Below are 24,438 nucleotides of genomic sequence, written 5' to 3' on the forward strand. Positions count from 1 at the left end.
CCGTACTAGGTCGATTCCCATCAATGACATCAGGCCTGGATCCCCCATCCTAAAGAGATCGTTCGAGTCATTCGCCAAGTGAAAAGCGTTCCACACCTTGCCCGCAAGCCTTGGGAAAGTTCTCTTACATTGACTTGATCGAAACCACTTCCACAAATCGGAATTTTTTCTTGGCTGCCCTCGTAGCTTCTTGCTCGGCTAAAATGGTACTTAACGTATCGGCCTCATGAACCATCTCGTGCGTCTCGCCTTCAAATTCATTGCCCACTCGAAGTGTGACTCTCAGCCTGGGTGTAAATGTTTTCGCGACTTTCTTTTTCTCGGCCACTTTTGCTGGTTGTCTTATCACGATATCCGAGACGGGCTTCTGCGCTGGGGATTCACTGGATTGCGGAGCTTGCTCGCTACCACCGAACAGCGCGCGGCGCATTTCTTCTTCAGTTAAATCTGGATTCATGCCAATTCTCAAGAGGGGGAGGTTATGAGCAGCGAGTGCATTCTATCAGCATGGCGAGTTTGTCCAGTCGATAGTCCCACCTACTCAGATCCAATTGGGTAATGACACGGACTTGCCCACCCATTTGCATTCGATTTGACCCGTCATTTGCATCGGATTTGACCAGCACAATTCTTGGACATGACCGGCAGAGAACGGCCAATAACTGTCCTTCGCGGAGTCCGGTTTCGGGTCGGAAACTGCCGGTTGAGAGAACGACCGACGTGCTCGCCAAATGGGATCTTGGTATCTCGCACTTGCTCTACCTACGCATTGAGAGCAGCTGATTCTTTGTGTGCGGAAGCAGGACCACTATGCCATACAGTCAGGTTGTCAAAAGGCGACGGAGTCGCGGGCGTCGTCATCCAGACTCAGAGCTCGCCGGCCACCAGGTAGCGACTGGTGCACTATCCTTACAACCTCACGGACTTAGAGGTTAAAGCATGGCTATATACGAGGAAGTGCTGGTTTGGTCGGAAAGGCTGCCGCCGTGGCGCAGCGACGCCTTGCGCCGTTTGTGTGTCCAGGGTGACTGGATTGATCAGGATCTTGTCGAAATTCTCGATCTCGCTAAGCAACACCATGGTGTGCGAAGCGCATTTCTGCCGGTTCTTCAGCCTGTCCTATTCGCCGCAGACCATTTTCCCGCCGAGGCGAATCGGGACCACACCGTCGTATTGCAGTCCCTGCATTCACTTACTAACGTGGGGAAGATCCCGAACAGTCAGGCTCTGAACTTCCAGCCGCATGGTCTCACCATCGTGTACGGCGGAAACGGCACGGGGAAGTCCGGTTACGCACGGGTGCTGAAGCAGGCGTGCCGTGCTCGGAGCCCAGGTGCTGTCTACGCCAATGCTTACGCTGCGGATTACCAGCAACTCATACCAAGCGCTGCTATTGACTTCGCGCTGGACGGCGCTGCCGAACAGACAACCTGGAGCAGTCATCGCGATAACATACCGCAGCCAGAACTCCGGGGCATTTCCGTTTTCGATGGCGACTGCGCTCGGCATTACCTCCAGTCACGAGAAGCTGCCAACTTTCAGCCATCTGCTCTGACTTATCTCCAGCAGTTGGCGAATGGACTCAATCAGGCTCTGCGCCCCGCGCTACAGGCTGAGATCACGGGCCTTGCAACAGACACGACACCGTTCACTGTCATTCCGTCCGACACCGATGCCGGACGGGCGGTGCATCCGATTGGCCCAACCACTGATCTGACGCGAGCGCTTGAATTGGCTACGCTCGCCGATGATGAGCAGGCAGAGCGTCTACGACTTCCGCAGGAAATCAGCGAAGCGGACCCAACTGCCCAGGCCTCGCTACTTGACCATGCTGCAACGCGGGTCGATGAATTGGCCAGCCTCATCGCTGTGGTGGCCAGCGTAGTGTCTAATGAGGCTATCGATGCCAAGCACCAGGTACATCGAGCCGTCGTTGAGGCTGAGACAGCTGAACGTGCAGCGTCCGCCATGTTGCAGGCAGGAGATGCTACACAGCTACTTCCTGGAACGGGGCAAGGTCCTTGGGCGTTGCTATTCAACGCTGCTCGTGAGTACTCGTCCAGCACTGCATATTCAGGACAGGCCTTCCCGGTCACCTATGACGATGCAGTCTGTGTACTTTGCCAACAAAAGCTCAGTCCTGAAGCGCAGGACCGCTTGCAGCGATTCGATCACTACATTCGAGACCGGGCGGCGGAGACTGCTCAGGCTGCACGCAACGCTTGGCAGCAGATCGTTCGAGAAGTCGGTCCCGCAAGTGTCGACTTCACAGTTGCCCCTAACATGCTGGAGAGCCTGAGGGCGCGTGTGCCAGCGCTTCCGGACGACATCCAGACCTTTCAGAATGACTTGGTCGCCCGACTTCAGTGGCTCAAAAGTGCGGTGGCTACTGGGGTATGGCAGGACTGTCCTGGGTATCGTGGTGCGAATCCGGTGGCGTCGATCACTCAGGTTGCGGAAGTACTTCGCGTAGAGGCGGGCCGCCTGCGCGCAAACATGGACGCAGAGGCCTTAGCGGCCAAGAAGCTACGGTTGAAAGAGCTGGAAGCGCGGCAGCTACTTTCCGAGCATATCGAAGGCATAGCACGGGTGATTGAAAACCTGGCCCACAGGGCTCGGCTCCAGAATTGCCTAAATGACATTGCAGCCACACGGCCGATGAGCGTGCTGGCTGGCCAACTGACTCGGACTTACATCAGTGAGGCTCTGGCTGGACGCATGAACGAGGAGCTCACTAGGCTGGAGCTTAGGCACGTTGAAGCTGGAGTCAGCTCAGCCGGTGAGGCCGGGGCAGTTCGCCTGGGAATTCAGCTGTTGGACTGCCAGCTTGCCCCGCACCAAGTGTTGAGCGAGGCAGAGCAGCGTATGTGTGCGCTTGCCTACTTCTTCGCTGAGCTTCACCAGTCGGGATCGACTTCCGGAATCGTTTTCGACGACCCGGTCTCAAGCCTCGACCACAGCCATCGAACCGCCGTCGCGCAACGAATTGTCGAAGAGTCCGCCAACCGGCAAGTCATTGTATTCACCCACGACGCTGTATTCTTTGGTGAACTGTTAACGCTCTGCCAAGATGCGGGTCTGGCACCTGAAGTGAGGTCGATCAGCTACCGGGCGGAAGGCCCTGGCTACGTCGATGCCGGTTTGCCGTATGACATGCGCCGGCACCGCGAGCGCATCGCGCAACACCGTCGTGACCAGCAGCAAATTGCAGCAACCTTCAACAGCCCTCCCGGAGACACTGAGCGGTATGCGATCCGTAATGCATACAGTGATCTTCGCGTGACGATCGAAATCGGTATCGAGGACACGATACTCAACGAAACTGTTGTCCGGTTCCGCGATGGAATTTCAGTAGGTCGGCTTAACGGCGTGATGGCTGTGCTGGAGCAGGAATTCCGTGAAGTGCAACGCCTGCACGACCGATGCTGCCGCAATGTGAGCGCGCATTCACATGCGGCCGGCCAGCAGCGTCCCGTAACACATCCTGATGAGTTGCTTGGGGATATTGAGGCCGTGAACACGTTGTTTACGCGTATCCGAAGCCGAAGGGGCTGAGTCGGCCGTTACGTTAGCATCTTTGCAGTGCCTGACAACCTCCGGCGCGAGGCTGCTTACGGCAAAAGCGGGCACGACAGTTCGGCCATCCCGCGTGGGGCTCGACTCGTTTTGTCCATATCTCTAATGGTTAAGGTCATGGAAAAAATAGGGGCGTGCTACCATATAGCCATCTTTTCCCAAGAAGTTTTTCTGCCTCTAGGTATTCGCCATGGACGATGTAGTCATAACGCATTTGGATGTGTACCAGAGCTGGCAAAACCATCTCTTCAATTTCAGTATCGACGATCCCAAGACGAACGCACCCGGGCTGCGCAAGCCGCAACTGGCTGCGCTTTACGCCACCTTGGGGCACCTGGTGATTGATCCTTCTTCGACCGCCACGGTGGTAATGCCGACCGGTACAGGGAAGACTGACACCATGCTCGCACTAATCATCGCTGCGAGGATGGCCAGAACCTTGATCCTGGTTCCCTCGGATGCCCTCAGAACACAGTTGGTGGGCAAGTGCACGGAGATGAAGACACTCCGCACCGTGGGGGCGGTATCGGACATAGCGCGCAACCCCATTGTTGCAGCCATCGATTCGAAGCTGTCTCAGGCACAGGTTGCAGAATTAGCTACTGCCAACATCATTGTGGCCACCCCCCAGGCCCTACTGCTATTTGAAGACGCTGCCTTGGGGGCGCTGGTGAACACGTGCAGCCACCTGATGATCGATGAGGCTCACCATGTGGTGGCAGCGAGCTGGAACCGAATCAAAACCGCCTTCAGCGGCAAACCTTGTATTCAGTTCACAGCGACGCCATTCCGGGAGGATGGTCTGGCTCTGGCCGGCAAGATCATCTACAACTACCCGCTCAGGGATGCGCAGCTTGATGGCTATTTCAAAGGCATCGAGTTCCATCCGGTACGAGAATACAACCTCAAGCTGTCTGACCAGGCCATCGCAGACAAGGCTGTTGAGCTGCTCCGGGCTGACCTCAAGGATGGGTACAACCATTTGATGATGGTGCGAGCCAAGTCGCACAAGCGGGCGACAGACCTGTTTGAGATTTATAAGCAGCACGTCGACCTAACGCCAGTCCTGATTCACAGCAAGGTGCCGAACCAAGCCAGAGTGATGGCGGAGATCGTCGAGAAGAAGCACCGGATCATCGTCTGCGTCGACATGCTTGGGGAAGGCTTCGATCTGCCTGAGCTCAAAATCGCCGCAATTCATGATCAACATCAAAGCCCCGCGGTGACGCTCCAGTTCATTGGTCGGTTGACGAGGGTTGATGCCGCCCTTGGTGATGCCAAGTTCGTGGCGAACATCGCTAATCAGAAAACCGACCACCAGATGGCAGAACTCTACAAGGAGAGTGCTGACTGGGGTGCAGTCATTCGCAACGTGAGCGAGCAAAAGGTAGGTCGGGAAATTGAGAGGGCGGACTTCAACGAGCAGTTTGCTGACGGTGACGATGCCCAAGTGATTTTTGGGCTGAACCCGAACCCCAAGATCAGCGCCGTGGCGTATCACGTCTCCTCTAAAGACTGGACACCACAGCGTGCGCAGGGTCTGGATGGACGCAGGGAAACACTGCAGTACATCTCGATCAATGATCAGGCCGATACCGTCATTGCCGTGACTCGGCGAGAGACTATGGTTGGGTGGGCTCAGACCGAAGAAATCGTCGATACCAATTGGAATCTGTACATTGCTTTCTATAACAAGGCGCAGAAAACCCTGTTCATTCACACCTCAGGTGACGATACCCAGGCAACTCGCTTTCTCAACTTGGTAGCCAAAGACCCTCGTCGCATCAATGGTGAGCCGACCTTCCGTGCGCTCCACGACATCAAGCTGATGAAGCTGCAGAACGTTGGCCTGTCCCGCGCCCGGAAAGACCTGCGATTCACGATGCACGTGGGGCGCGATATCAACCAGGTGATTAGCGACATCGAGAAAGGTAATGCGACAAAGTCCAACATCTTCGCCACCGGTTTTGAGGATGGAGAACGAACCACTGTGGGCTGCTCGCACAAGGGCAAGATTTGGGAGATGAACTCCTCTCCAATCAACTACTGGGTCGAGTGGTGCAAGCGCATGTCAGTCAAACTCAACGACAACACCATCGACCCTGCTGACGTACTCAAAAATGTCATGCGCGTTGACCAAATCAAGGACAGATGGCCAGAAGGCCTGTTCTACGCCGACTGGCCTGTGTCGATCGCGATCGAAAACGAGCAAAGGATCTCGCTATATTTTCAGGGAGAGACTTTCAACCTTCTCGACGTCGAGCTTGGTAAGCCTGAGTACAGTGGAGTGCGGACGCTGGAGATCCCCGTCCTTGTCGTGGGTAACGAAGGCGAAGAACGTCGCCTCACTACCATCGCCATCAAGTTGTTGGAGGACGGATACAAGACCTCCTGCCCAGGTGTGAAGATCCTTTACCCCCACGAAATGCCACTGGACTCCTACCTGGATGCAGAGCCGCTTGTTTTGCTCAAGGTCGACGGTTCCATGGTGCAAGGCAACTACCGTCAGTACTCGCTCAACAGCATGGATGTAAAATTGCCTGCCGGTTTGCTCGAGCCTTGGGATTGGGGAACGACGAAAATCCATCAAGAGTCCATGCGTGCAGACCGACGTAAGGACTCAGTACAAGGCTTCACCTTTGACAAGATCGCTGATGACTACTCCATAGTCTTCAACGATGACGGCAAAGGCGAAATTGCTGATCTCGTGGCAATTCGGGAAAACAAGGACGCCATTTACGTCGACCTTTACCATTGCAAATTCTGCCCCGTGACGGACGCCCCCGGGGCCCGCGTCGCCGACGTATATGAAGTATGCGGTCAGGCGTCGAGATCGGTGAAATGGCTGTACACGGACGATAAGTTCTTCAACCGACTGATGGATCGTTATCAGCAATCACTGCTGAAGGACTTCGACAGAATCCTGAAGGGCACGCCTCAGCAGTTGGAGATACTGCGCAACAAATGCCACGACCATGAGCTGATCTTCAAATTTGTGATCGTCCAACCCGCAATATCAGCGAAGAAGGTGTCGAAGGAACAGTTGGCCGTCTTGGGAACGAGCTACTCATACATCAAGAGTATCTCGGGCTCGGACATCAAGGTCATTGTCAGCCCTTAATTAAATTGCACCAGCGGAATTGCAGATGATTCCGCTGATGTCATGCTGTGATCTGCGGTTCCGATAAGCGACCGTCAGCTTCTGGCCGTTCACTGCCGTTCATGTTGGCTAAGCGTGTGGGTCAAGTCAGATCCAAATGGCTGGTCAGGTCGATTGCAAATGAGTGGTCGAGTCAGAGCAGTTGCCCAGATATCAGCAGATTGGAAAACCTGACTCGCCAATCCTTAACCCAAAACGGACAGCGTCTTAATGGCAGCGAAATCCCTTCACAGCGCGTAGGTTTATCAACCATCAACAGTCATTGCGGGCGTAGATTGAGTGCGAAGTCCATCGAATCCTGCGGGAAGAGGCAGAAGGGTAAACACAGATTTTGAAAAGCGATGTTTCCAGTTTGGCTGACAGTTTATTAGACGACTAAGGGGCAATTCGCGTCGCCATATAGTCGAGACCACTGCATTACCTCACCCAACCATAGGGCGTCCCATTTCGTGCGAACCCCAAACCTTGAAAAACTGCTCAGTCAGACCCTTGAGGTCGTTATTCGTGCCGGGCAACTACTAATTGCCGAGTGGGCGAGAGTTGACGGACCTCGGGGTCAAGGTGACAAGGCCGCCGTAGACGAAGAAATCGAACAGTTCTTACATCAGCATCTACTGAAGCTGCTTCCTTGCGACTTCTGGGGAGAAGAGACCGGACATCTTCTGACCGGCCATCCGTGGTGCTGGGTAGTTGACCCGAACGACGGGACCGCAGATTTTCTCAAGGGGCTCAAAGGCTCATCCCTTTCCATCGGTCTATTGCACAAACAGTCGCCGGTATTAGGTGTTGTGTATGCCCCCGTCACCGTTGAGGGAACGCCTGATTGCATTGCTTGGGCAGAAGGGATGGCCGAGGTGAACCGCAATGGACAGTCGGTCACGTCACGGCTTACGACCAAAACGCTGTCGAGCGACGAGTTCGTGATGGTCAGTGCCGCCGCAATCAATAAGCCTGAACTTAATAGCGAGCTCTGCAGCCCCAGCACTTTTGTAGCAATGCCATCCATTGCCTACAGGCTCGCCAAAGTCGCCGCCGGGGAGGGGGTCTGTGGCGTCTCTCTTTATCCGGTTTCAGCACATGACGTTGTCGCGGGCCACGCACTCTTGATAGGAGCGGGCGGCGTTTTATTTGATGAGCGAGGCGAAGTGATTACCTACGTTACCGAAGCCAATATGCAAACGGTTTCACAACGGTGCTTCGGTGGTTCAGTGGCCGCGTGCCGGGTCTTGCTGGCTCGTGAATGGGATCTTATTTTCACTTAATACCCAACCAACCCGCTGCCCAACTTATTCGAGCAACTGGTATCGTTTGTATTTGACCGATTCAACTGTACACAGCCCGCAAGAGCCCAACCGAAAACCTCTCCAATGAAATCTCCTAAAACCCAGGCGTCGATTAGCAGAACGCTTACGCTCCGAATTTTGAATCTAGGCAGGACCTCCCCATTCCAGCGCTTGAAGTACCCGACGAACCTGCTTGCCTCCAATCTCAGTGCCACAGAGCAGTACTGGCGTATCTCCGCCGAGGGCTTTGTTTGGCTTCGACATCCAGCACGCGGCCATATTTCTATTTTGGAACACCTGTTCAGCCAAATGGCAGACCACGGCAACACGATCTAGCCGTTCTGAAGCGACGGAGTTGAGGGGCTTTTGCTCACGGCTACGTCGCTTGAACGTGGAGATTGACGTGTTGAGGAGTATCTCTAAGCTATGCCCCTGGAGGTCAAAAGCTATGCAAACCACCTGGAAAAGCTCAGCGGAAAACCCTGCTTTGATCTGGAGCAATCGCTCTGAGTCCTTCAGTAAAACGCGATTGGCGCTGAAATCCGAGAATGCGGCGATAGCGGCATCACGCAATTCGCCTTTCTTGTTTAGCTGACGCCGAGCGGTCGTTGGGGTATTCATTGTTTCAGTATGGATGAGCAACGGGAAACCTGGATGGAGCCTTCCGGGAAGGGGGCGGCGAACCGTCACCAAAAAATCATCGCGCAATTGTAGAGCTGAATACGGGCCCCGAAGCTCCGAAAGGCAAAGTGTCGCTATGTTCCTCTATTCGTCCCGCCAAAGCCACGTCATCTCGAGTTGGAAAGTGCCGTAACAAAAACTTGGCATCACGTCTTACCCGATCTGGAAGCGAATTATCTCGGCATAGCTCAACTAAAAATTCGCGAGTCTGCACCACCGCGCGGGAACGCTCGTCTGGCATCGTCATTATTCATCTCCATGAGGACGGATGCGACGCTCCGCTACAGCCTGCTGAGTTGGCCATGAAATAGCATGACGAAGTGCGGCCTGCATCCAGGTAGGAATCTCACAGTCCGCGATTTTCTTGAATTCAGACGGAGCCATTTTAGCTTTGATACTAGCTATGACCGTATCGCTCACGCCATTTTTGCCTAAGTAGAAGAGGGCGCAAAGCGCTAATCCGACGATCGTGCCAGCATGCTGTAGTTTTTGAGAGGCAACGTGGAGCAAACGTATGCGCTTCGCCCCAACTTTCACCTCGCGGCTAGCGCCACTCGTATAATAAACCGGTCTGATCTGCATCTGAGTGCTCAATCCGAAATACCTGACAGCCTCTGCACCATGTACCTGAATAATTTCACGATTATGACTAGCGATTGCTCCTAGGACTGACTTAGTACTTGGTCGCACATAACCAGTGAAGTGGCTCAGCTTTGGTCGCATGTAAATACCACGACTCAGTCGCTCCAGCTCACCTGATGCAGCAAGGCGAGATAAGGCTTTGGCCACAGCCCCTGGCGAACCTAAATTAGCAAAGCGATTGATACTGAAAGGCTGCGCTTTCGGGGTGTACTTGAGGCGTTTGACGATATTGGCGGTAACAGACATGACACACCAGTCTTGAGCGTTTGAGGCGGTGCTGCGACGATTTAGGCATAGCAGCCTTATGGTCGATGTCAGTCGCGCTTTTTTTTGACTGCTGGGAATAGAACCCTAACGCTTTTTAGGTTCACCTCGGTGTTCACCCCCAAGTGCGTGTAGGTGCGATCAGAAACCTTGAACAGCGGAACCCGTTCCCCCTGTGGATTAATCGCCTCACTTGCCTCAAGGAGCGGCTCCATTTTCCAATGACCGGTTTCATTTACGAAACCAGGGGTGACGTACTGAATGGATCGCACCCGAAATGACTCATGTTGGACCTTGAGAATGTCTTTCAGTGCCTCAAATGAGGACACCATGAGCATTTCCCCAACGAATTCCTTACCATATCGAACGTGTGCTTCAAGGTAAAACCAAGGGATCATTACCGTCTGCCGCATGAACGGACGCCCCAGAAAATCAGCATTGAAAAGGCTGGAAATAATAGTCGGCCCTTCATGATCCGTGTTCATCGCTGGTACCTCAGCATCTCGAATGAACAATATATGTTGTAGTCATATATTGCGCAATGTCGCCTTATCGTTCCTTTTGTGAGAAGCAAAATGGAACTGAAAGAAGCATTTGGGGCGACGCTCCGACAGGCTCGCCTTCGGAAAGGCCTGACTCAGGAGCATTTTTCGTTGGTAAGCAGCCGCACAAATGTCAGTTTGCTTGAGCGTGGAGGGACCAGCCCGACGCTTGTAAAGCTCGAGGAGTTGTGCAGCGTTTTGGGAGTTCATCCCGTCAGCCTGGTAACGGCGTGCTATATGCGAAAGGAAAACATCACGGATCTCAAAGCGTTTCTAGCTCAAGTGCGAAAGGATCTGGAAGCCATCGACTCTTGAAAAGCCATTGATCAAAGGCTCAGTGGCTCACCTAATTTTGGTGAAGCAAGAAAAAGAAAAGGTCAATTTGTTCGTGATGGGAAGCTAGAAGGTGTTAAGCGACTCATCGCAACGAAAGACGCATTGCCTCGATAATCTGGATTTTGCGGATGCAGGCGTAAAGCTGAAATGCGCCGGACCAACAGCCAGTCGCGTTGCACGCAATCAGCCGAGGCGCATCAACTCATACAACGTTCGTAAGGGTGCTGCGGGATCAAGTTTCGCACGCTCTGACCCGAGAGCTGGAGCTCGTACAAATTGCGAAAAGTTTCAGATTTGCAGATTTCTTTGCACGACAGTTTCAAATTTACCTTTCATAAGGGGAGCGTTACCGGCATTTCTGATGGAAAAGTTTCAAATTCATGAAGTCACAAGCCCGATAAACCGGAATTTCAGAGGCAACGCTGAACCTGTAATGCGCCGGTGCCGAATCCAAATCGAAGGAGCAGGGCAGGGATGAGCTCATGAACAAAAAAGCCTTTAGGCTATCTGCGCATTTTGAGCTCTTTGACTGAGCGAGCTCTTTGCTCATCAAGGCTGTTGTAGTAAGTATTTTGTGTGGTGCTAAGGCTGTTATGACGCAAATCCGCTTGTAGGTCTTTCATGTCACGAAGTGGCGCGTCAAACGTAGCCGCGGTATGGCGAAGCCAGTGCAGAGACGCTGAGCGAAGCTGGTCGATTTCATCCTCACTCCAACCTTCACACTGCATACGTTGCAGTGCCCGATCAAACACCGTTTGAAGAAGCGATCGTATGTGTCGATCCGACAGTCCGCCGCGTCCTTTGAGCGTCGCAATCAACGGTGTTTTTTCTTGTGGTGAGGGAAGAGGAGACAGTTCCAATGATCGGCGATAACGCACTAGATACTCCTGGATATACTCGTCCCGGACACTGATCTTGGCCCCTTTGTTGCCTTTGCCGACGACGTGAAACCACCAGTTACCCGTCGTGTCTCGTCGAATGTCTCCCATAGTCGGCCGCCAGTTATCACGGCCGACCAGATCAGACACTCGGAGGTACATTGCGAACAGCGTGGCCAGCACAAACAGCGTGCGCTCGTGGCGAGCGTCTTCGTCAGCCATCTGTTCTGCCGTGTCGATTACAAAACTCCACTGAAGCTCAGTGAGCGATCGGGACGCGACGTCCTGTATGTTCCGCTGTTTGTAAATCGACTTCTGTTTGATGGCCCGGAACGGATTAGCCTCTGTAAGGCCTTCATCCATCGCGTGTTGAAAGAAACTACCGCAGACAGCGAAGACCTGAGCCACCGAGCCTTGGGCCATATGGTAAGGACGTGAGGAGAGTTCACTGATCGCCTCATTCCCAAGCTTGCGTTCCCGCTTTGAAACGGTGTAACAGAAAGGCCTCCAATCAGAATTCACGACGTACTCATCTGACTCAAAACGCTTCCGGCCGCCGACGCGCTTGAACCTGGACTTGACTACAGGACCAACCCAGTCCGCCGGCGGGTTAAGACAAAACTCCATAAATTGCTCCGCATCAGTGCGGCGAAGCTCCAACAGCGGTTTCCGCGCCACAATCAGCGACCAGAGCAACAGGCGCTCGACATGTGTCCTGAAAGAATTGAAGGTGGACTGGTTGCCGGCGTACGATTTCAAAAAACTCCGCACGACCAAGTAGCTGTCAACGGCGTGACAATTATCCTCGAAACTCTTGAGATATTGCTGGACGGCTGCACGCTCATTATTAAGTTGGAGAAAGTTGAGCTCGTGGAAGCACTCGAAGGTATCAAACAGCGGTTGAGGGATGCGTGACATGAATGGACCAATACGGTACTGGAATGGCATTAGCTTGGACGGCTAAGCGGAGTTATGCAATATCCGGGTCTGACAGTTATCGGATATTACACCACACCTAATCCTTCTCTCCGCCTCGGGTATGACGCACACCATGTCCACGATGAAGGTAAGTAGAAGCTGACGACAAATTCAATGTTCTGCGCACATCAGAGATTTTAACACCTATCCGGAGGCATCCTCACTTCGAGTGCGGAAACCGTCGGTAAAACAGGTTCAACGATTCCTCGGACATCAATCGTGACGCTGGGATGTAAGATTATGAGCAGTCAGACAACGGAATGAACCTCAGCTATTGTCTGATTTGATGTAGTCATCGACCGGAAAGATGCAAACCATCGATATTTTTTAGAAGGCGTGTTCATACTGGGGGAAATTATTGAAAGGAGCGCACCTAAAGGGTTCCAGGGGAATAGGCACTGAAATGCATAAGTCTAAATCGCCGGAAAAACGACGGAAATCAGCCGGAAAAACGTATTTGGTCAACCAGAGTTGCATCAGTTGTGTCTAAACCCGAGAAATTTATGGGGCCGTTTCCGGAGAACAAGCCCTGGTTAGGGAATCACGACCTATGCAGAAAAATTTTTTCTTTTTAAAACAGATAGATAGGACGTAGGAGGAAATTCCGGCTAACCATAGTCGCTGACAGAAAAGGGACAGCACGAGAAGTTCCATCCATAGATGTCATTTAACATAATATACATTACACGTAACAACGTATTTCAGGAATGGCCCGGTTGCACGCAGACTTCACAGCGCTCATTACCTTCTAAGCCCTTATCCGCGCGTGAGCTTTTCAACCAACACCGAATGCTCAGGAAAACGCTCACTGAGCTTTTGTCGATCACCCAATTGCATATCCGCGTAATCAAACCCTGGCGACACTGCTTCGCTGATCAGACCGAATCCTGCCGATCCCTCCATAAGCCGCGAAGCTTTCCAAACACCGCCAGGTACATGCAGCTGTAAACATTCTCCCGCGATAACATTGCTGCCCATCATGACGGTCTCCAATGTGCCGTCCGGGAAAATCAGCGAGTACAAAATGGCATCGCCCAAATGATAGTAATGAACGATGTCGGACTGGTTTAGATGGAAATGGCCAACGGGAGAATCTTTCGTTAACAGATAGTAAATCGACGTCATCCGGTAACGCTGCCCACCGGTCGTCGTGACCATGCTTTGATTATCCGACTGATACGTTCTGCGGTAGTAGCCGCCTTCCAAATGGGGCTCCAGATCGAGCGTTGCGACCAGTTCTTTAATGCTGGGTGTTTTCAACGCCATTCCGATAACCTCTATCCAGTCATATCGAAGCATTTATCATCATATTTGCAGCATTTAGCTACTTAGCTCAACTAAATAGATGTTTAGTCGAGCTAAGTTCAGATCGACCTCGATCATATTCGACCGATGTGTTTGAGGAAACGGCCACTCTCCTTCTAATCTTGGTTCGTCCCTGCCTGGCCCTCATCCGTGATGCTGCGGACTCTGAAATGCGCCGCGCTGAAAACTTCTGAACAACTTCCTTGTAGAGCGATTAGACGCCGTGCCACCCCTACAGTCGCCCTCCTCCCTACAAGCCTTTATCGAACTCGCTGCACGTCGACACTACTGATTAAGCAGTAGATTCGCTACCATGTGGGTTATACGAAACCGGAAGCTTTACCCCTTTGGAGCACCCAATGCCTAGTCAAAAGGACATCGCAGCCGTCAGCGCCGCACCGGTGATTCCTGACCAGCGCCGTGAGCTGATTTTGCGGCAGCTACGCAAGCACCAGGTGCTGAGCGTTCACCAGTTGATGGAGATGTTCGACTGCTCGCACATGACTGTACGGCGCGATATCGCCCTGCTTGAGCAGGAAGGGCGCGCCTATTCGGTCACCGGTGGGGTACGTATTGCCAGCCAGCTGCACAGCGAACCCAGCCATCAACTCAAGGCGGTGGTCGAGTTGCCGCAAAAGCAAGCCATGGCGAAGCTCGCTGCCCGATTACTGCGTCCGGATATGACGATATATCTGGATGCCGGTACTAGCACGCTGGAGATCGTACCGTACATAAAAGCACTGTCTGGCATGACCGTAGTGACCAACGATTTTGGCGTGGTGCAGTCCTTGCTGGACGCGCCGCAGGTGACGGTGATCCACACGGGTGGACAGCTTGATCACTCCAATCATTCCTGTGTCGGCGGACTCGCCGTTGCTACCTTGCGTCAGGTCGTGACGGACATCGCTTTCATCTCCACCAGTTCCTGGGATCTGCGTCGCGGTATCACGACCCCTTCTGCGTTGAAGGTCGAGGTCAAGCAAGTGGCGATGCAGTCGGCGTCGCAGGTGGTACTGGTTGCCAGTAGCTCCAAGTACGGCACATTCAGCATGTACAAGATCGCGGGGCTTGAGCAGTTCGACATCATCATCAGTGACGATGCCCTGGCTTCGGCTGCGGCAGATGGGATTCGCAAACAAGGTGTCGAATTAGTGTTGCCCGCAGATCAGAAACAGACCTGAAAGTGACCTAAAAAAGGAGGGCTCCGGTATCGACCGGAGCCTCCCCCGCTGACATTACCTCCAGGAAACGCAGCGGCAATTGAACATCGAAGGTCAGAGCGCCTTCCAGTCCCGCAACCACTGCAGCCCCGCCGAAGTATCACCCTTGGGACGGTACTCGCAGCCGACCCAGCCTTCGTAGCCCAACTGATCCATCAGTCCAAACAAGTAGGGATAGTTGAGTTCCCCCAGGTTTGGCTCATGACGATCAGGCACACCGGCGATCTGAATATGGCCGATTCCATCAAAGTCACGACGAAGTTTGGTGGCTAAATCCCCTTCCACGATCTGACAGTGATAGCAGTCGAACTGCACTTTCAGATTACTAGCGCCGACTTCCTTGCAGATAGCCTGTGCTTGATCCTGACGGTTGAGGAAAAACTTCGGCATGTCTCGTGTGTTGATCGGCTCCAGCAACACCGTGATGCCCGCCTGACTCGCCTTGGCCGCAGCGTAGGCGAGGTTTTCCAGATACACGGCATGGTGGCGCGGGCGGTCGTTTTCCGAGGGCAGCAAGCCGGCCATCACATGGATACGCGTGTTGCCGAGTACTTCGGCATATTTCAGCGCGCGGTTGAAGCCCTCGCGAAACTCAACTTCGCGGCCGGGTAACGTTGCAACGCCTCTCTCCCCCGCCGCCCAGTCACCGGGCGGCGCGTTGAACAGCGCCTGTACCAGTCCGTTGTCGCTCAGTCGCTGCTTGAGCTCCTGCGCGCTGTAGTCGTAAGGAAACAGATATTCCACCGCTTCGAAACCGTCGGCCGCCGCCGCCGCGAAGCGATCCAGAAACTGATGTTCCGGGTAAAGCATACTGAGGTTGGCAGCAAAACGAGGCATGTTAACTCCTTGAAAAATGGGTCAGACAAAAGGCCAGATCAACAGCGTGATGCAAAAGCCGAGCGTTCCGAGCAAGGTAGTGATCACCGTCCAGGTGCGCAAACCGTCAGCGACGTTCAATCCGGCCAGTTTGGTGAAAATCCAGTAACCGGCATCGTTGATGTGCGACATGGCCAGCCCGCCACCGCCCATGGCAAGGCAGAGCAGTGCCATGTGATTGGGGGTCAGGTTAAGTGTGGCGATCAGTGGACTGATGATACCCGCTGTGGTCACCAGGGCGACGGTGGTAGAGCCCTGCACAGCGCGCAGCAACATGGTCAGTAGAAAACCCAGAGCCAGCACTGGCAACCCGGTGGTACGTAACAGATCAGAAACCACCGCACCTATGCCGGTGTCCACCAGCACCTTGCCGAACACACCGCCGGCACCGGCAATCAGGATCACCATCGCTACGCCGGGCAACGCCGAACCGATGACATCGGACACTTGAGTGCGGCTCCAGCCACGACGAGTACCGAGTAACCAGGCACACAGCAAAGTGTCCAGCAACAGCGCCACCAGCGGTGCACCGAGCACGGTCATCACCGCGCGAAGTGTCGATTCAGGCGGCAGTAGCGAGTTGGATAGCGTGCCCAAGAGAATCAGGATGATCGGCAACAGGATCAGACTTGAGAGCAGAGCGAAACCGGGTGGCGGTGCGGGCGGAAGTTTGGCAACAATACTGCTGGTGGATTCCTCAAGCCCCATATGAGCCACTGCAGCAGCGGCTTTTTCGGTGTTGGTTCCATTACCGTTCGTCCACGCCAACAGGTCTTCATTGGTCACATGAGGGCCATAGACTTCAGCACGGATATCATCGGTCATCGGATAAAAACGACGAGTCATGCGCCCCGCCACTCGGTAACCGACGTAGCACAGGAATGCTGTCATCGGCAGGCCGAACATCAGCACTCGACCGAGGTCGGCACCCAATTGACTCGCAGCAGCCACGGCACCCGGATGGGGTGGCAAGAAGGCATGCACGGTGAGCAGAGCCGCACACATCGGCAAGGCAAACATCAGCAACGGCTTATGCGCTCTACGAGCGACACCATAGGCCAGCGGCATCAGGATGATCACGCCAACCTCAAAGAACACCGGCACACCGATGATAAAACCGGCAACCGTCAGCGCCAATGGCGTACGGCGATTACCAAAGCGCTCGATCAAGGTCTTTGCCAAGGCCTCGGCACCACCGGACAGCTCGATGATCCGTCCTATCATTGCGCCTAGAGCGATGATGATCGCGATGTGACCGAGGGTCTTGCCCATCCCGCCTTCAATGGTCGCAACCAGATCAGCCGGCTTCACCCCGGCGACCAACGCCACCAGAATACTCACCAGCATCAAGGCCACGAACGGCTGAAACTTGTACTTGAGCACCAGGAACAGCAGGAGCGCGATCCCTACCCCGGCGGTGGCCATCAGAATGAGCGGGCTCATACCAGATGCCCTCCACGCCGTACAACGGAGACTCTGTTGCCACTGAAAATATAAGAAGTGCGGTCAGGGTGTGTCATGCAGGTAAGTCCTATTGTTATTGTTTTTCAGGCAAGCCGATTTCCACAGGAGTCGTACTGCATCTCCCGGGCATAGCCTGCGTTAGCGGTGTATCGAGTGAGTCCGGCGACCTACCAATGGACGCCGAAAGCATCTCGTAACTCGTCCAGAACGGACTGATCCAAAGGCTCGGGGCGCGGGTTGCTCATCAACCACAGTCGTGCGGTTTCTTCGAGTTCTTCCAGGGCGTAACTGGCCTTGGACACGGTGCTTTCCCAGACCACCGGCCCGAGACGTTCGAGCATCACGCCACGCACACTGTTGGCGAGTTGCGCGACTTGCTCGGCCACCTTGGGGGAGCCAGGCCGCTGATAACCAATCAATGGAATGTGCCCGACCTTCATCACTTGGTAAGGCGTCAACGGTGGCAGAATGTCATTCGGCTGCCAGACACCGGCCAGGGTCAACGCCACCAAATGAGTGGAATGGGTATGCACCACGCCACCGACTCCCGGATTGCGATCGTAGACCTGACGATGCAGGGCCAAGGTCTTGGACGGCTTGTCGCCAGAGACCCACTCCCCCGCCAGGTTGACCTTGGCGATGGCGGTCGGGTCGAGGCGGCCGAGGCAGACATCGGTGGGCGTGATCAGCCAGCCATCGTCGAGACGGGCACTGATGTTGCCAGCGCTGCCCACGGTATAGCCGCGCTGATAGAGGCTGCGACCGACGTCGCAAATTTCTTCGCGCAGGGCCTTTTCATCGCTCATTTCGCATCTCCGGCCAGTTGTTTGAGTGCCTTGTCGAAGAAGTCCCGGCAACCGAAGTTGCCCGATTTGAGTGCCAGCGCCAAAGGCTCATCCGTACTGCTGACGGTCGCTGGTACACCCGGATCGATCTGTGCGCCGATCTGCAGCAGTTGCACCCCCAACGCCTGAACCACGGCGCCCGATGTTTCCCCACCTGCAATCACGAAGCGACGCACTCCACTTTGCCGCAGCCCATTTGCAATGTCGCCAAAGGCGCGTTCCACCAGACTGCCTGCTTGTTCGACACCCAATTTCTGTTGCACCGCCTTGACCTCATCCGGCGAACTGGTGGCGTAGATCAGCACGGTCTGTTCATTGTCCTTGGCGAAAGCCAAGGCTTGCGCAACGACCGGTTCGCCGGCAGCCAACGCCAATGGGTCAATCCGCAAGGCAGGCCGACCGGACTCAAGCCACGCCGCAACCTGCCCATTGGTAGCGACAGAAGCGCTGCCGGCCAGAACCACTTCGCCACCTGACACAGCAGGCAATGAAGAGGCATCAAAATCCCGTAGTTTGCCGGCACGGCGGAAATTTTCCGGCAGACCCAAAGCCAAACCTGAACCACCGGTTAGCAAGGGCAGATCGGCACAAGCAGTACCGAGGGTGTAGAGATCCTGATCACACAGCGCATCGGCGATGGCCATGCCAATACCTTGCGCTCGCAGTTCGTCGATCTTTTCCCGCACTTTCTCTGGGCCTTGCGCGATGCTGTCGTAGCGTAGCAATCCCACTTTCAGAGTGGTTTGAGATTTCAGAACCCGTACCAGATTGGCATCGGTCATGGGCGTCAGGGGGTGATGCTGCATACCTGACTCGTTGAGCAATTGATCCTGCACAAACAAGTGCCCGCGAAAGATCGTTCGACCATTTTCCGGGAATGCCGGACAGGCCAGGGTGAAATCACTGGCCAATGCTTTGAGCAACGCCTCGCTGACTGGGCCGATGTTGCCAGCCGCCGTCGAGTCGAAGGTTGAGCAATATTTGAAGAAAATCTGTTCGCAGCCTTGCGCCCGCAACCAGTTCAGCGCAGCCAGAGATTCTGCGACGGCATCCGTGCTGGGCGTGGTGCGAGACTTCAGCGCGATAACGATCGCATCTGCATCGAGCCCTGCTGCCACTTCGGTGCTGGGAATACCAATACTCTGCACCGTGCGCATGCCGCCGCGCACCAGCATATTGGCGAGATCCGTGGCGCCGGTGAAGTCGTCGGCGATGCAGCCCAACAAAGGGCGCGCAGTGGAAAGAGTCATGGAGCGGTCCTCAAACAGATTCAGGCTTGGCAGTCGGTAGTTCTATGCCTGGGAAAATCTTGATCACTGCCGAGTCATCTTCGCGTCCGAAGCCGGCACTGGACGCCTGCATGAACATCTGGTGCGCAGTGGCTGATAAGGGCAACGGGAATTTGCTGGCCCGGGCGGTATCGAGCACCAGACCCAGATCCTTGACGAAAATATCGACAGCGGACAATGGCGTGTAATCAGCCTTGAGAATGTGCGGCACACGGTTCTCAAACATCCATGAATTACCCGCGCTGTGGGTGATCACTTCATACAACGCATCGGCATCGACCCCTTCGCGCAACCCCAATGCCATGGCTTCAGCAGAGGCGGCAATGTGCACACCCGCGAGCAACTGATTGATGATTTTGACCTTGGAACCCAAGCCATGAACGTCTCCCAGGCGATAGACCTTGCCGGCCATGCCCGCCAGGATTGCGTCCGCTTTGGCATAGGCTGGAGCCGGGCCGGAGGTCATCATGGTCATCTCGCCGGCCGCCGCTTTGGCGGCTCCACCGGAGATTGGCGCATCCAGATACAGCAGACCTTTGTCGGCCAGGCGTTGCCCAAGATCCACGGCATAGGTCGGAGCCACAGTGGCACATCCAATCACCAGGCTCTCAGGACGTAACGCCGCAACCGCGCCGCCTTCACCAAACAACACCGTTTCAGTCTGTTCGGCATTGACCACCACCGTAATGATCACATCGCACTCACCCGCCATCTGCGCGGGTGAGGTGCATGCAACACCTCCCTCGCTGGCGAACTGTTGCGTGACTGCTTCACGCACATCACAGGCGTGCACATTGAAGCCGCTACGCAATAACGAGCGGGCAATGCCCAGTCCCATAGCGCCAAGACCGATAACGCCGACATTTTTATTGTTCATGGGGTGCTCCTGAGAAAAGCAGCGGCTGTATCCGCGCCAGAAAGGCGCAGGTGACTGTCCGCGTTTTTGAGAGGTTGATGCCGGGATCGATTGTGACTGACATGTCTGCCCCTTGAATGGGCGGGAGTAAATCTGTGGGCACCTTGTCGAACATCGTCACAATCCTGTTTTGTATTGTTTTCAGGTTGTCATTCGGGTCGAGTAGATAATCCACCAATGAACTGATTGTGTGAAGTGTTTTTTTAAAAATAACATTTTTTAACATCGGTAGGAGTGCGTGGTCGTACGCTCAACCCACAGAAATCCTTGCTACTTTGACAATGCTCTCTTCCCGGCAGGGAGACAGGGAGAACATAAAAAAACCCCGGCAGGCGGACCTCCGGGGTTTTGCTTTTTCTTCACGCCAGGCATCCCCCTGGCTGCGGTTCAACAATTCGCCCAACACATGATTGAAACCGATCGGGATTTACATAGGTTGCACATGGCCTTGGGCTAAAAACTTTTTGCCCTCAAACCTCTACAGAGACCGCACGACATTCAGTCAACGCAACGCCCTTGCGTCCCAGTTGCTTGACGCCATACATGGCCTGATCCGCCGCCTTGAGCAAGGTATCCAGACTCTGGCCATGCAGGGGGCACAGCGAAACGCCGATACTGCACGAGAGGGTCAGCTCTCCTGCGCTTGTTGCCACCGGTTGCGCAATGGCTTCCAGCATTCTCTCAGCTCTGTTTTCAGCACATTCCGTATCGGTGAAATTCGCAATCAGAACCACAAATTCATCGCCGCCGTAGCGAGCGACGGTGTCACACGAACGGGTGCTCTGAAGCATGCGTTTGGCGACCGCCCGAAGCACCTGGTCGCCGACCTCGTGGCCGTACTGGTCATTGATTTCCTTGAAGTGATCCAGATCGATCAACAGCACAGCAAACGGAACGCCGTATACGTTCCAATCGGAGAAGGCCTGTTCAAAACGATCGGCGAAGAGATAGCGATTAGGCAATTGGGTGAGCACGTCATGGGTGGCAAGATAAGCCGAGCGTTTGTGTTCGAGCTCTGCCCTTTCCAGGGCCTTGAAATGCCGAATCAATACCAACGGCATTAGCACGAGAGCTCCTGCCAGAACCGCGAGGATTATCACTGTTTGCGCAGTCAGGGCATCTCCTAAACGCAACTGACGCTCAAACGACAATGTCATGGGTTGTGAAGCACTGCTGATCTCGACCCGCTCAGCCAGACGCGGAAAGAATAGGCGATCCAGGAAGCCGGCTTCTTCGGTCTGCGTTGAAAACACATCGCTTTCAGATCCTGCGGTGGTTTTCAGGACTGCGCTGATGTGAACCAGGGGATCAACGTTCGCCAGACTCACCGCATCCATTAACGAGCCTGTCTTGAGTAATAGCAAAGACACCATCGTGCTACCGAAAAAATTCGGCCGTGCGTTTTCTCGCGCTTGTTCAGGGCGGCTGACTGACTGCATCAGAATGTAAGCGTTGCCCCCCTCATACATCGAGAAAACCGGGGATACGACGGGCTTCAGATTATTTTGGGTTCGAGCCAATGCATAGGAGAGATAGGCGACGGTTTCCAGCCTGACGCCATAGATCGAACTGGACTCCGCAAGTGCCGGATACATAAACAATACAGGCCAGGTCTCATTGAGATAGGCCTGATGTTGGGCCGGTTGCTGAGCGAGGCTCGGGAAATCCTTGAGTTCAAAGTCTGGCCGCCAGGTGCGGCGTAACAGGTCTTCAAAAGCAGCCTGCTCAGCGATGGGGACCGCCCTCGCCGCCTCAAGCATATAAATGTGGGGATAGGCAGATAAAACGGCTGCCGCATAACGAGCGGCTGCTTGCGTATCGCTCTGGTCAACGGCCTGAAGAAATGCCGAGAACCCGGCCAACACCGCTTCATTGGTATCAAGTTGATTGCGCACAATGCCGGAAATGTTCTGCACGTATTCCGAGAATCGCGTCTCTCTGCGTTGAGTCTCGGACTTGAGCAACAGCACGGCCGAAAACCCCACCAGGCCGACCGCTAAAATAATGAAACCCACTAAGGATCTGCGCCGCTTATTCATCATCCTGACTTCCAATGCGCGGAGCGTGCAGAGTGCTTTGGCCACCTATCTCAAAATTGGCGTAACACCCCTTAGGATCCTTATTTCCCATTACGTCTCGTCCCTGTCTGGTGCTTGTCTTACGGACGCCCACGGCGCTTTCAACGGTTCTTTCTTGTACGCAACTGGATCAAAGCGATTCTAAGGCATATTGCCATCAATCAATAAGAGGAATTCTGTGCCAGAGTTTTGGGGTAACGCGTTTCACCCGACGTTAACCGCCGTCGGCGTGACATGGCTCGATGGTTTCCAGTTCGAGATCAAGGTGATCCCCAAGCTTACCGACTCTACGACGGGCCAATCCTGATAGCGGCTTGCCCCATTCATCAGCATCCGAGACAACGGCAAGTGCCCCGCTACACTTCCTTATCTGCGCCGCGCCTCCCAAGCGGCTTCCTGATCTGGAGGGACTCCATGAGCGACAGCACCGAACTCACGACATTCACCGGTTGGGCCGCAACGACGGCCGGCGCGCCACTGGAGCGTCACAGCTATGATCCCGGTCCATTGGGCAGTGAAGAAGTGGAAGTCGCCGTGGAATATTGCGGCGTTTGCCATTCCGACCAGTCGATGATCGATAACGAATGGGGTATCAGCCAGTACCCGTTTATCCCCGGTCACGAAGTGGTTGGCCGTATCGTCCGCGTGGGCCCGCAGGTCCGTGGTCTCGAAGTGGGACAAAGGGTAGGCATTGGCTGGTTGAAGGGCAGCTGCATGCATTGTTCTTCCTGCATCGAGGGCTCCCACCAGTTCTGCAACACGGCCAAACCCACCATCATTGGAAGTAACGGAGGCTTTGCCGACAGGTTGCGTTCGCACTGGGCCTGGGCACTACCGATTCCGGACGGACTCGACCCCTCCATGGCCGGACCTTTGTTCTGCGCCGGCTCGACGGTGTTCAACCCGCTGGTGGAATTCGGCGTCAAGCCGACTGACCGGGTCGGCGTGGTGGGCATCGGTGGCCTGGGTCACCTGGCCCTGCGCTTCCTTAATGCCTGGGGCTGCGAAGTCACGGCCTTTACCTCGTCACTGAACAAGCAGGATGAATCCAAGCGCCTTGGTGCGCACAACGTCATCGCCTCGACCGACAGTAACGCCGTGAAATCCATTGCCGGCACCCTGGATTTTCTTCTGGTCTGCGCCAGCGCCGACCTCGATTGGCCAGCCATGCTCGCCACTTTGCGCGGCAAGGGGCGCCTGCATTTTGTCGGCGTCGTGCCCAGTGCCATTCCGGTGCACGTGTTCGATCTGATTCCCAGACAAAAGAGCCTGTCCGGCTCACCGGTGGGCTCACCCAGTAACACGGCAACCATGCTGGAGTTCTGCGCACGTCATCAGATCCTGCCGCAGGTCGAACTGTTTCCCATGAGCCGGGTGAACGACGCGATCGATCATCTGCGCAGCGGCAAGGCGCGTTACCGCGTCGTGCTGGACGCCAGTAAATGACCGACTGGCACCGAAATACGTGACGGAGTAACGGATGCTTTATTTTCAGCAAATGTTGGGCACCGCCGTGTTTGCCATTACCGGGGTGCTGGCTATCCAGAAGGCGGGGGTCGATGTGTTCGGAGCCGTGGTACTTGGCATCATCACCGCTATCGGTGGGGGCACCATCCGCGACCTGTTGCTCGATCAACCGATTTTCTGGATTGCCGACTTCAACTACATTTGGGTCGCGTTGATTGCCGGACTGCTGGCTTTCTTTCTCACCAAGCGATTCCAGCAACGCTATCGGTTGTTGCTGTACCTCGATGGTTTTGCGGCCGCACTGTTCGCAATAGTCGCTACCGAGAAAGTGCTGGGGTTTCATCTTGCTGCACCTTTCGCCGTGATGATGGGCGTGCTGACCAGTATTGGTGGCGGTATCGCGCGTGACGTGCTGGCAGGGAGAGTCTCGTTGTTGATGTCACGTGAGATCTACGCCACGCCGATCCTGCTCGGGTGCACCCTCTATGTCTTGTTGCGCGATGTATTCCCGACAATCCAGATCGCCGGCTGGATTGCCTTGATATTCACCTCGGGCTTGAGATTTCTCGCAATTTACAAAGAGTTGCAAATGCCGGCGATTCTCTCCACCAGGCAGGGTTAAGGTGCACGGCCCTTAT

20 protein-coding genes and 1 pseudogene are annotated in these 24,438 nt (G+C 54.7%); 8 read left to right on the forward strand and 13 right to left on the reverse strand.

Features of this window, described 5'->3' with window-relative positions:
• Positions 1 to 124: 124 nt before the first annotated feature.
• Entirely contained in the window at positions 125 to 457 is a 333-nt protein-coding gene (locus ACWGZX_RS29690; protein ID WP_074876652.1) for a hypothetical protein, read from the reverse strand.
• A 482-nt stretch (positions 458 to 939) separates the two neighbouring features.
• On the opposite strand from ACWGZX_RS29690, the gene ACWGZX_RS29695 reads away from it, so the two are divergent.
• The 3 genes from ACWGZX_RS29695 to ACWGZX_RS29705 all read left to right on the forward strand — a co-directional run bounded on the left by ACWGZX_RS29695 (position 940) and on the right by ACWGZX_RS29705 (position 7,998).
• The gene (locus ACWGZX_RS29695; protein WP_452626603.1) at positions 940 to 3,555 is read left to right on the forward strand and encodes an AAA family ATPase; all 2,616 of its coding nucleotides are present in this window, start codon (positions 940 to 942) and stop codon (positions 3,553 to 3,555) included.
• Between the two features lie 211 nt (positions 3,556 to 3,766).
• A complete protein-coding gene (locus tag ACWGZX_RS29700; protein WP_074876656.1) occupies positions 3,767 to 6,697 on the forward strand; it encodes a DEAD/DEAH box helicase in 2,931 nt (976 codons plus the stop codon).
• 488 nt (positions 6,698 to 7,185) lie between these two features.
• Positions 7,186 to 7,998, forward strand: coding sequence for an inositol monophosphatase family protein (locus tag ACWGZX_RS29705; protein ID WP_074876658.1), 813 nt, complete (start codon positions 7,186 to 7,188; stop codon positions 7,996 to 7,998).
• 165 nt (positions 7,999 to 8,163) lie between these two features.
• Here the strand turns inward: ACWGZX_RS29705 and ACWGZX_RS29710 are convergent, their stop codons facing one another.
• From ACWGZX_RS29710 to ACWGZX_RS29725, 4 genes are all read right to left on the reverse strand, one after another.
• Positions 8,164 to 8,661 (reverse strand): antitoxin Xre/MbcA/ParS toxin-binding domain-containing protein, encoded by a 498-nt coding sequence (locus ACWGZX_RS29710; RefSeq protein WP_315903115.1) that lies wholly within the window; start codon positions 8,659 to 8,661, stop codon positions 8,164 to 8,166.
• Between the two features lie 55 nt (positions 8,662 to 8,716).
• Positions 8,717 to 8,947, reverse strand: coding sequence for a BPSL0761 family protein (locus ACWGZX_RS29715; protein WP_074876662.1), 231 nt, complete (start codon positions 8,945 to 8,947; stop codon positions 8,717 to 8,719).
• A complete protein-coding gene (locus ACWGZX_RS29720; RefSeq protein WP_222586637.1) occupies positions 8,947 to 9,588 on the reverse strand; it encodes a DUF6088 family protein in 642 nt (213 codons plus the stop codon). The genes ACWGZX_RS29715 and ACWGZX_RS29720 overlap by 1 nt, the downstream gene beginning before the upstream one ends.
• A 68-nt stretch (positions 9,589 to 9,656) precedes the next feature.
• On the reverse strand, positions 9,657 to 10,091 hold the full coding sequence (locus tag ACWGZX_RS29725; protein ID WP_218473541.1) for a hypothetical protein: 435 nt from the start codon (positions 10,089 to 10,091) through the stop codon (positions 9,657 to 9,659).
• A 90-nt stretch (positions 10,092 to 10,181) separates the two neighbouring features.
• On the opposite strand from ACWGZX_RS29725, the gene ACWGZX_RS29730 reads away from it, so the two are divergent.
• Positions 10,182 to 10,463, forward strand: coding sequence for a helix-turn-helix domain-containing protein (locus ACWGZX_RS29730; RefSeq protein WP_074876666.1), 282 nt, complete (start codon positions 10,182 to 10,184; stop codon positions 10,461 to 10,463).
• Between the two features lie 524 nt (positions 10,464 to 10,987).
• Here ACWGZX_RS29730 and ACWGZX_RS29735 read toward each other — a convergent pair.
• Together ACWGZX_RS29735 and ACWGZX_RS29740 are read right to left on the reverse strand one after the other, a co-directional pair.
• Complete coding sequence (locus ACWGZX_RS29735) at positions 10,988 to 12,280, reverse strand: tyrosine-type recombinase/integrase (RefSeq protein ID WP_174553770.1); 1,293 nt, start codon at positions 12,278 to 12,280, stop codon at positions 10,988 to 10,990.
• 816 nt (positions 12,281 to 13,096) lie between these two features.
• A complete protein-coding gene (locus ACWGZX_RS29740; RefSeq protein ID WP_452626604.1) occupies positions 13,097 to 13,606 on the reverse strand; it encodes a cupin domain-containing protein in 510 nt (169 codons plus the stop codon).
• Positions 13,607 to 14,004: 398 nt separating this feature from the next.
• Between ACWGZX_RS29740 and ACWGZX_RS29745 the strand changes: the two genes are divergently transcribed.
• Positions 14,005 to 14,826, forward strand: coding sequence for a DeoR/GlpR family DNA-binding transcription regulator (locus tag ACWGZX_RS29745; RefSeq protein ID WP_223513851.1), 822 nt, complete (start codon positions 14,005 to 14,007; stop codon positions 14,824 to 14,826).
• A gap of 93 nt (positions 14,827 to 14,919) precedes the next feature.
• Here ACWGZX_RS29745 and otnI read toward each other — a convergent pair whose 3' ends face one another.
• From otnI to ACWGZX_RS29775, 6 genes are all read right to left on the reverse strand, one after another.
• A complete protein-coding gene (gene otnI / locus ACWGZX_RS29750) occupies positions 14,920 to 15,702 on the reverse strand; it encodes a 2-oxo-tetronate isomerase (protein ID WP_452626605.1) in 783 nt (260 codons plus the stop codon).
• Between the two features lie 21 nt (positions 15,703 to 15,723).
• Positions 15,724 to 17,184, reverse strand: coding sequence for a GntT/GntP/DsdX family permease (locus ACWGZX_RS29755; protein WP_452626606.1), 1,461 nt, complete (start codon positions 17,182 to 17,184; stop codon positions 15,724 to 15,726).
• A 188-nt stretch (positions 17,185 to 17,372) separates the two neighbouring features.
• Positions 17,373 to 18,011 (reverse strand): 3-oxo-tetronate 4-phosphate decarboxylase, encoded by a 639-nt coding sequence (otnC, locus tag ACWGZX_RS29760; RefSeq protein WP_452626607.1) that lies wholly within the window; start codon positions 18,009 to 18,011, stop codon positions 17,373 to 17,375.
• Positions 18,008 to 19,300 carry a 3-oxo-tetronate kinase gene (gene otnK / locus ACWGZX_RS29765; protein ID WP_452626608.1) on the reverse strand — a complete coding sequence of 431 codons (1,293 nt, stop codon included), beginning with the start codon at positions 19,298 to 19,300 and terminating at the stop codon, positions 18,008 to 18,010. Before otnK ends, otnC begins: the two co-directional genes overlap by 4 nt.
• 10 nt (positions 19,301 to 19,310) lie before the next feature.
• Positions 19,311 to 20,216: an L-threonate dehydrogenase gene (gene ltnD / locus ACWGZX_RS29770; protein WP_452626609.1), complete on the reverse strand. Its 906-nt coding sequence runs from the start codon at positions 20,214 to 20,216 to the stop codon at positions 19,311 to 19,313.
• A 509-nt stretch (positions 20,217 to 20,725) separates the two neighbouring features.
• The gene (locus ACWGZX_RS29775) at positions 20,726 to 22,297 is read right to left on the reverse strand and encodes a diguanylate cyclase domain-containing protein (RefSeq protein WP_452626610.1); all 1,572 of its coding nucleotides are present in this window, start codon (positions 22,295 to 22,297) and stop codon (positions 20,726 to 20,728) included.
• A 214-nt stretch (positions 22,298 to 22,511) separates the two neighbouring features.
• On the opposite strand from ACWGZX_RS29775, the pseudogene ACWGZX_RS29780 reads away from it, so the two are divergent.
• From ACWGZX_RS29780 to ACWGZX_RS29790, 3 genes and pseudogenes are all read left to right on the forward strand, one after another.
• Positions 22,512 to 22,640 (forward strand): annotated as a pseudogene (locus tag ACWGZX_RS29780) (RidA family protein); the annotation flags it as partial.
• Positions 22,641 to 22,747: 107 nt separating this feature from the next.
• Positions 22,748 to 23,779 (forward strand): NADPH-dependent aldehyde reductase Ahr, encoded by a 1,032-nt coding sequence (gene ahr / locus ACWGZX_RS29785; protein ID WP_452626611.1) that lies wholly within the window; start codon positions 22,748 to 22,750, stop codon positions 23,777 to 23,779.
• A gap of 34 nt (positions 23,780 to 23,813) precedes the next feature.
• Positions 23,814 to 24,422, forward strand: coding sequence for a trimeric intracellular cation channel family protein (locus ACWGZX_RS29790; RefSeq protein WP_223513827.1), 609 nt, complete (start codon positions 23,814 to 23,816; stop codon positions 24,420 to 24,422).
• Positions 24,423 to 24,438: the final 16 nt, after the last annotated feature.

The sequence above is a fragment of the Pseudomonas sp. CLCA07 genome, from assembly GCF_053615335.1.